Annotated in this window: 8 protein-coding genes; 3 read left to right on the forward strand and 5 right to left on the reverse strand. The window is 62.9% G+C overall.

Annotation, left to right across the window (positions count from 1 at the left end; genetic code table 11):
• The first annotated feature begins 47 nt into the window (after positions 1-47).
• Both IG629_RS13080 and IG629_RS13085 read left to right on the forward strand, forming a co-directional pair.
• The gene (locus IG629_RS13080; protein WP_193172377.1) at positions 48-1,574 is read left to right on the forward strand and encodes a YifB family Mg chelatase-like AAA ATPase; all 1,527 of its coding nucleotides are present in this window, start codon (positions 48-50) and stop codon (positions 1,572-1,574) included.
• Positions 1,575-1,649: 75 nt separating this feature from the next.
• Positions 1,650-2,474: a DNA/RNA non-specific endonuclease gene (locus tag IG629_RS13085; protein WP_193172378.1), complete on the forward strand. Its 825-nt coding sequence runs from the start codon at positions 1,650-1,652 to the stop codon at positions 2,472-2,474.
• A gap of 4 nt (positions 2,475-2,478) precedes the next feature.
• On the opposite strand, the gene gshB is transcribed toward IG629_RS13085, so the two are convergent.
• From gshB to rsmI, 5 genes are all read right to left on the reverse strand, one after another.
• Positions 2,479-3,417 carry a glutathione synthase gene (gene gshB, locus IG629_RS13090; RefSeq protein ID WP_193172379.1) on the reverse strand — a complete coding sequence of 313 codons (939 nt, stop codon included), beginning with the start codon at positions 3,415-3,417 and terminating at the stop codon, positions 2,479-2,481.
• A gap of 82 nt (positions 3,418-3,499) precedes the next feature.
• Positions 3,500-4,321: a SirB1 family protein gene (locus IG629_RS13095; protein ID WP_193172380.1), complete on the reverse strand. Its 822-nt coding sequence runs from the start codon at positions 4,319-4,321 to the stop codon at positions 3,500-3,502.
• A 3-nt stretch (positions 4,322-4,324) separates the two neighbouring features.
• Positions 4,325-4,915, reverse strand: a complete 591-nt coding sequence (locus tag IG629_RS13100; protein ID WP_193172381.1) for a BON domain-containing protein — start codon at positions 4,913-4,915, stop codon at positions 4,325-4,327.
• Between the two features lie 9 nt (positions 4,916-4,924).
• Positions 4,925-5,326 carry a YraN family protein gene (locus IG629_RS13105; protein ID WP_193172382.1) on the reverse strand — a complete coding sequence of 134 codons (402 nt, stop codon included), beginning with the start codon at positions 5,324-5,326 and terminating at the stop codon, positions 4,925-4,927.
• Complete coding sequence (rsmI, locus tag IG629_RS13110) at positions 5,326-6,228, reverse strand: 16S rRNA (cytidine(1402)-2'-O)-methyltransferase (RefSeq protein ID WP_226886668.1); 903 nt, start codon at positions 6,226-6,228, stop codon at positions 5,326-5,328. The genes IG629_RS13105 and rsmI overlap by 1 nt, the downstream gene beginning before the upstream one ends.
• Before the next feature lie 92 nt (positions 6,229-6,320).
• Here rsmI and IG629_RS13115 point away from each other — a divergent pair.
• A partial coding sequence (locus IG629_RS13115; protein ID WP_193172383.1) for an ABC transporter substrate-binding protein occupies positions 6,321-6,980 on the forward strand: 660 nt, incomplete at its 3' end.

Raw genomic sequence — 6,980 nt, forward strand, 5'->3', positions numbered from 1 at the left:
TCAAATCGCTCCATGACCTTGCGGGATACAGTCTCGGTGGGGCGGATATGGTTGCGCGGGTTCGGACAGTGGCGTTTCAGGGGGTCGATACACTCGATATCGATGTCCAGGTGCATATGGGTAACGGGCTTCCGGCCTTTTCCATCGTCGGGCTCCCGGCCAAGGCCGTGGATGAGAGCAAGGACAGGGTAAGAGCGGCGCTGAGTGCGCTTGGCCTTGCCCTGCCGCCGCAGCGCATCACCGTCAATCTCGCCCCGGCCGATGTCATCAAGGAAGGCAGTCACTACGACCTGCCGATCGCCGTCGGGATCCTGGTCCAGATGGGCGTCCTTCCGGCGGAGGAAATCGCCGGGTATCTGGTGCTTGGAGAGCTGGCACTGGATGGGCAATTGACGGAAGTCTCCGGGATACTGCCTGCAGCGCTCGGGGCGGTTTCTCGCGGCGTCGGTATCATCTGCCCGGAAAAGGTCGGCCCGGAAGCCGCCTGGGCCGGGGATCTGGACGTGCTGGCGCCGCGGACGCTGCTTTCGCTGATCAACCATTTCAAAGGCAGCCAGGTTCTGACACCGCCCGAGCCCGCCGGCTCCGAAGAGCCGGGCTATTTCCCCGATCTTGCGGATGTGAAAGGCCAGGAAAGCGCCAAGCGGGCGCTCGAGATAGCAGCAGCCGGGGGGCATAACCTGCTGATGACCGGACCGCCCGGTGCCGGCAAATCCATGCTGGCGGCTCGCCTTCCCGGGCTTCTGCCGCCGCTCGATGCGCGGGAGGCGCTGGAGGTCAGCATGGTGCGCAGCGTTGCGGGCGACCTGAAGGGCGGCCGGATATCGCGCGCGCGGCCCTACCGGGACCCACACCATTCCAGCAGCATTCCGGCGCTTGTTGGCGGCGGCCTGAAGGCCCGGCCGGGGGAGGTTTCGCTGGCCCATTGCGGGGTGCTGTTTCTGGACGAGCTGGCCGAGTTCCCGCGCACGGTCCTGGACTCGCTGCGGCAATCGATCGAGACCGGGCAGGCGGTGGTCAGCCGGGCCAACCACCGGGTCACCTATCCGGCCCGTTTCCAGCTCATTGCGGCAATGAACCCCTGCCGGTGCGGGTATCTCTCCGATGCGGCGCAGGCTTGTGGCCGGGCGCCGAAATGCGGGCTCGACTATCAGGCGCGTCTATCCGGTCCGCTGCTCGACAGGTTCGATCTTCGCATCGATATCGAACCGGTATCGGTCCGGGAGCTGGGTCAGCCCCTTGATACCGAGCGGTCGGAAAAGGTGGCGGCCCGGGTGGCTGCCGCCCGCCGCCTCCAGCACCGCCGGTTCGAGAGTGTTGCAGAGGGAACCTCCGGCCGGGTCAATGCGGATCTTGGCGGCAAGCTGCTGGAGGAGCACGCCCGGCCCGATCCGCCGGGGCAGGCGCTGATGGAAGAGGCGGCGTCCCGCCTTTCGCTCTCGGCGCGCGGGTATCACCGTATTCTTCGGGTGGCCCGGACCATCGCCGACCTGGAGCAGTCGGAACCAGTCAGGCGGCACCATGTTGCGGAGGCTTTGGCCTACAGGGGGCTGGTTCTGAAAAAAGCAGCCTGAGGCGCATATAATTCTACTCAAACGAGTGAATAATATGATATTCGATCGCATCGATAACCATCGGTGCGATTGTTCATGTTCGCTCGAAATACAAGCAGGCTCCGCCTTCTTGCTCCTGTTCTGCTGTTTGTCCTGTTCCTGCCGCCGGTCCGTGCGGAGCCTCTGGATACCAACTGCTTCCAGCAATGCCCGGTCGCAAAGACGGATAACCGGGTGCTGATCAGGACCAGCCATACGCTCTCCAACAATGCCGAGACGAAGTTCGCCGATTGGGTTGCCTATGACGTTGTTCCGGCAGGGATCGGAAAGTCCCAACGCCGGGTCTGGCGTCCCGATCCCATGCTGCCGCCGGATGAATCGCTGGAGCCGGCGGACTATAAGGGCGCGCACAAGGCGCTGAAAACGGACCGGGGGCATCAGGCGCCGCTTGCCAGCTTCACGGGGGCGCCGGGCTGGAAGGCGACAAACACTCTCTCGAATATCACGCCGCAGAAAAGCGCTCTCAACCAGGGACCGTGGAAGAGGCTCGAGGGCGCTGTCCGGAAACTGGCAAAGTCCAGGGCCGGACATGTTCATGTCATTACAGGGCCGCTCTACGAGCGCGATATGCCGCCGCTTCCGCAAGCGGACGAGGCGCATCGCGTGCCGAGCGGTTACTGGAAAATCATCTCCCTGTTGCGCGGGGATGAGCTTGAGGTCGCGGGGTTCGTGCTGGATCAGGAAACGCCGCGAAAAGCCGATTTCTGCGACAAGGCCTATAAGGTTTCCGTTGCTGAAATTGCCTTGCGGTCCGGCCTGACGTTTGCCCCGGGCCTGGTAAGCAGTCCGGTCAAAACGCTGCGGGCGCGCCTCGGTTGCGCGGCGATCATCTCGTCGTCCGAGGCGGCGCCGCGCAGTTGAGGGTTCAGCGTTTGGACTCGATGGCGTCCCAGAGTTCCGCCTCGATGGAACGGCCCTCGAAACGGCCGAGTTCCTGCAGGCCGGTCGGCGAGGTCACGTTGATTTCCGTCAGATAGTCGCCGATCACATCAATGCCGACGAAGATCAGTCCCTTCTCGGCGAGGGTAGGGCCGATGATCTCGCAGATTTCCTCGTCGCGCTTGGTCAGACCGACCTTTTCCGCCCGCCCGCCGACATGCATGTTGGAGCGCGCCTCGCCAGCGGCCGGTATCCGGTTGATGGCGCCGACCGGCTTGCCGTCAATCAGGATCACCCGCTTGTCGCCCTGCCGCACTTCCGGCAGGTAACGCTGCACGATCACCGGCTCGCGATACATTTCAGTGAACAGCTCCAGCAGCGAGTTCAGGTTCTCGTCGCCAGGCTTCAGGTGGAACACGCCAGCGCCGCCATTGCCGAACAACGGCTTGACGATGATGTCCTCATGCTCGGCCCGGAACTCCAGGATGCGCTCCCGGTCATTGGTGATCAGGGTCGGCGGCATGACATTGTCGAAATGTGTGACGAAGAGCTTTTCCGGCGCGTTCCGCACATGCACGGGGTCGTTCACCACCAGAGTTTTCGGGTGGATGTGTTCCAGAATATGGGTCGCGGTGATGTAGGACATGTCGAAGGGCGGGTCCTGGCGCATCAGAACCACGTCCATCTGGGAGAGGTCGATCAGCTCGGGCGCGCCCAGCGTGAAGTGGTTGCCAACTTCGCGGCGCACGTCGAGGGCCCTTACCCGGGCTAGCACCTTGCGGTCCTGGAAGCTGAGGTCCTTCGGCTGATAATGATACAGCGTGTGCCCGCGCCGCTTTGCTTCCAGCGCCATGGCGAAGCTGCTGTCGCCGTTGATGTCGATATGTTCGATGGGATCCATCTGAATGGCGACGCCGAGACCCATAGCTTCCTCCGTCAGGTAAGCGCATTTTTACGAGCCGCGACTATGTGGTGATCCGGCATGCCGGATCAACCGGATTTCCGGCTCAGTTCAATTGACTTTCAAGAACTTGAAGAACCCGCGTGACATCGACGCGCTCTGGCTCGCGGATGCCGTCCCGGGTCAGGAAGTCCCGCAGGCAGTCGATGGCCGCCCGGCGTTCCCCCTTGCGGGCCAACAGCAGACCCTCTTCGCGAAGCAGGCCGGGGATGCCGGGCGCGAGTAGCCGCATGTCCCGGACGACTTGCAGGGCGGGCTCCAGTTTGCCGTCGCGGATCAGGCGCAACTTTATATTGTTTTGTAATCGCAATAAAATATCGAGATCACTGACATCGCTGTAGTGAGCCTGGGTGAGTTCGGCACTTGGCCCCTGGAACTGGGCGAGCAGATCGCGCAGGGCACGGGCATCCAGGCTGACGCCGCCATTGAACGGGTCGACGATGGCACGTCCGCCATCCCATTGCAGGCGGATCAGGAAATGGTTCGGGAAATTCAGACCGCAGGCTTCGAGGCCGAGTGCGCGGGCCGTCACGATATTGAGGATGCCGAGGGCAACCGGCAGACCCTTCCGCCGGTCGATTACCCGGATCAGATTCGCATTTTGCGGGTCGTCGTAGGTTTTCTGATCACCTTCATAGGCAAATTCGCCAGCGATGGCCTGACGCAGGGCGGCGTCCGGAGTCTCTGCAGTCGATTTCATCGCGGTCGTGACAATGGAAGCGAGATGGTCCCGGTATGGGGCCAGCGGCACACCAGGACAGTCCAGCGAGGCGAGCAGCAGGGCCGCTTCGCCGAGATCGCCGTCCGTTAGGTCAGATTGGCCGAAACCTGCGAGGGTGGCGCGGATGGAATCCAGGTCTGGGTCCATGATTTACGGGGCGCCGCGGATGCGCACATAGCTGACGACATTGCGGACATATTTAAGATTGCGCGCATGATTGATGACGCGCTGCTGTTCCGCATTATCCTGGGCGGTTCCGAAGATATAGACGGTGCCGTTGACCGTATCGATGTCGTAGTTGATCGACTGGATCGAGCCATCGAACAGAAGCTGGGCTTCAAGCTGGGTTTCGATCCAGGTGTCGCGGGCCTTGTCGATGATGTCGGAATTGTCGACGACCTGAATTTCGTTAATCACCTCTCGGACAGTATCGGCCTTCCAGGCAAGCCGTGCAGCCTCGATCCGGTCTTCCGGTTTCTCCACCGAGCCGGTCAGCAGCACACGCCCGTCCTTGACGGAAATTCCGACTGCGGAAAACAGATCGACATTGCTCTGGAACAGATAGTGGTTGATCTCCGTACTGAGGGCGATGTCACTGGCGGTGCCCTCAAGGCCGCGCTCCGTCTGGCCGGCGGTGCCGGCGGCCGCACCAGCTCCGATCGCAGCGCCGATCGGCGTGCAGGCGCCAAGGCCGAGTGGGGAGAGCAGGAGAAGCAGGACGAAAACGAGGCGGTTTGGCATCGGGTCACTCTATCGGTTGGGATCGACGGTCCAAGCATTCTGAATATGGCGAGGAATGCGCCAGTGTGCCACTGCGAAGAGGTCAAATCTAAGGCAATGGTTTGCGAGCCGGCTATCTCCGTGCTGGACCCACAGAGCGGCGCGTTCGAGACGCCGCCGTTGCGATATCGAAACGGCATCGAGCGCGGCCGCTTCTGTTGGCCGTGCCTTCACCTCGATGATGGCAAGGACGCGGCCCCGCTCGGCGAGAATATCGATTTCTCCGACCTTCGTGCGCAAGCGGCTCGCCAGCACCCTGTAACCTTTCAGGCGGAGGATCAGACGGCAGGCCCATTCGGCCAAGGCACCGTAGCGGAGGGCGCGGCGTTTGCGTTCCCTTTGGGTGCCCGGCTTTCCGCTCAGGCGGAACATCACCCGGCCTCGTCCTTCAGTTGCACGGCACGGTCATAGAGTGTCTTGCGGGGCAACCCGGTCTTCGCGGCGATTTCCTTTGCCGCATCCTTGACCTTCAGGCGGGTGAGGGCCTCCGTGAGCATGTCGTCCAGCTCTGCTTCGCCGATTTCGTCGCGTTGCTCCGGAGGGCCGAAAAGCAGCACCGCTTCGCCCTTCGGCGGCTCGGTTTCCGCATAATGGCGGGCAAGATCGTCAAGGCGGCCACGGTTCACATCCTCGAACCGCTTTGTCAGCTCCCGTGCGACGGCCATGTCCCGGGGGCCGAGGATTTCAGCCGCTACAGCCAGGGATTCGGCCAGCCGGCGCGGCGCTTCGAAGAAGATCAGCGTGGCGCGCAGTCCGGATACCTCTTCCAGAATACGGCGACGTTCGCCCTGCTTGGTCGGCAGGAAGCCGCCGAAGAAGAACCGGTCGGTCGGCAGCCCGGAGATGGAGAGGGCAACAATCGGTGCCGCTGGCCCGGGTACCGACGTTACCGGCGTTCCCTGGGCGGCGGCCTCGCGTACCAATTTGTAACCGGGATCGGAAATGGTCGGCGTTCCGGCATCGGTCACCAGAGCGATGCTTTTGCCTTCGGCGAGCAGGCGCAGCAGCTCGGGGCGGCTGCGCTCCGCGTTGTGGTCCTGATAGGCGAGGGTGCGGGCCTTGATGGCGAAACGCTGCAGCAGGCGTCCGGTAAGCCGGGTATCCTCGCAGGCGACAATGTCGGCCGCGGCCAGGGTTTGCAGTGCCCGGCGCGATATGTCGCCGAGATTTCCGATTGGTGTGGCAACCAGAATCAACCCCTCGACAGGGCGCCCCGGGGTCTCCGCAAGCTGCTCATTCTCCGGCTCAGGCCCAAGGCTCATATCAGGGTTCATGGCGGAGGTCACAATGGTGCCATTTTGCAGCGGTTTACTCTCGTCGCCGGCTTGATTAGCCTTTGGCGCCAAAGAGCGGGAGGAGATCTGAGGTGTACGAGTCTTCATACCGTACCGAAAGTGACTGGAGCGACAGTCGAGTTATGGGAGGAACCGGGCGGTTTCTCCAAGCCCTTTTCGCCAACGCGGGTGGGGCTGCCCGACTTTGTCTGCTTTTGGGCCTGCTTCTGGTCTGCGTCGCATTGACGGCTTGCCAGACACCGAATCCCTTGGCGGGCCTCGGTCGTCAATCCGGCACTGTGCCCGCTCCGACAGCGGAGCCGCAACCCATCAACCCGCCGTCAGGTGCGGTAAGCACGGGGGCTGAAGCAACCGGTTCCGGCAAGACGCTTGTGGTTCCCGAGACCGAGCTGTCGCTCGAGACTCCCGCCGCGCCATTGCAGCTGGTTGAACCGGAAGGAACGGCTGTTGGCGTTGCCATGCTGCTGCCGTTGAGCGGTGCCCGCGCCTCGGTCGGGCAGAGCATGCTCGACGCCGCGCAGATGGCGGTGTTCGACATTGCCGGCGAAGATTTCAACCTGATGGTCTACGACACGCAAGGCACGCCGGAAGGCGCGGAAGACGCGGCCAAGCTCGCCGTGGCGGATGGGGCGCGGATTGTACTTGGCCCGCTATACGGACGTTCCGCCGCCGCGATCCGGCCGATTGTGGCGGCTGCCGGGGTCAATGCCGTTGCCTTTTCCAATGATCGG

It is taken from the genome of Nisaea nitritireducens (assembly GCF_014904795.1).
Lineage (GTDB): Bacteria > Pseudomonadota > Alphaproteobacteria > Thalassobaculales > Thalassobaculaceae > Nisaea > Nisaea nitritireducens.

Bases quoted from the DNA above. Each gene is read 5' to 3' on its own strand.
- rsmI (WP_226886668.1), bottom strand. From the start codon at position 6,228: ATGAACCCTGATATGAGCCTTGGGCCTGAGCCGGAGAATGAGCAGCTT.
- IG629_RS13105 (WP_193172382.1), bottom strand. From the start codon at position 5,326: ATGTTCCGCCTGAGCGGAAAGCCGGGCACCCAAAGGGAACGCAAACGC.
- IG629_RS13085 (WP_193172378.1), top strand. From the start codon at position 1,650: ATGTTCGCTCGAAATACAAGCAGGCTCCGCCTTCTTGCTCCTGTTCTG.
- IG629_RS13095 (WP_193172380.1), bottom strand. From the start codon at position 4,321: ATGGACCCAGACCTGGATTCCATCCGCGCCACCCTCGCAGGTTTCGGC.
- IG629_RS13100 (WP_193172381.1), bottom strand. From the start codon at position 4,915: ATGCCAAACCGCCTCGTTTTCGTCCTGCTTCTCCTGCTCTCCCCACTC.
- gshB (WP_193172379.1), bottom strand. From the start codon at position 3,417: ATGGGTCTCGGCGTCGCCATTCAGATGGATCCCATCGAACATATCGAC.
- IG629_RS13080 (WP_193172377.1), top strand. From the start codon at position 48: ATGGTTGCGCGGGTTCGGACAGTGGCGTTTCAGGGGGTCGATACACTC.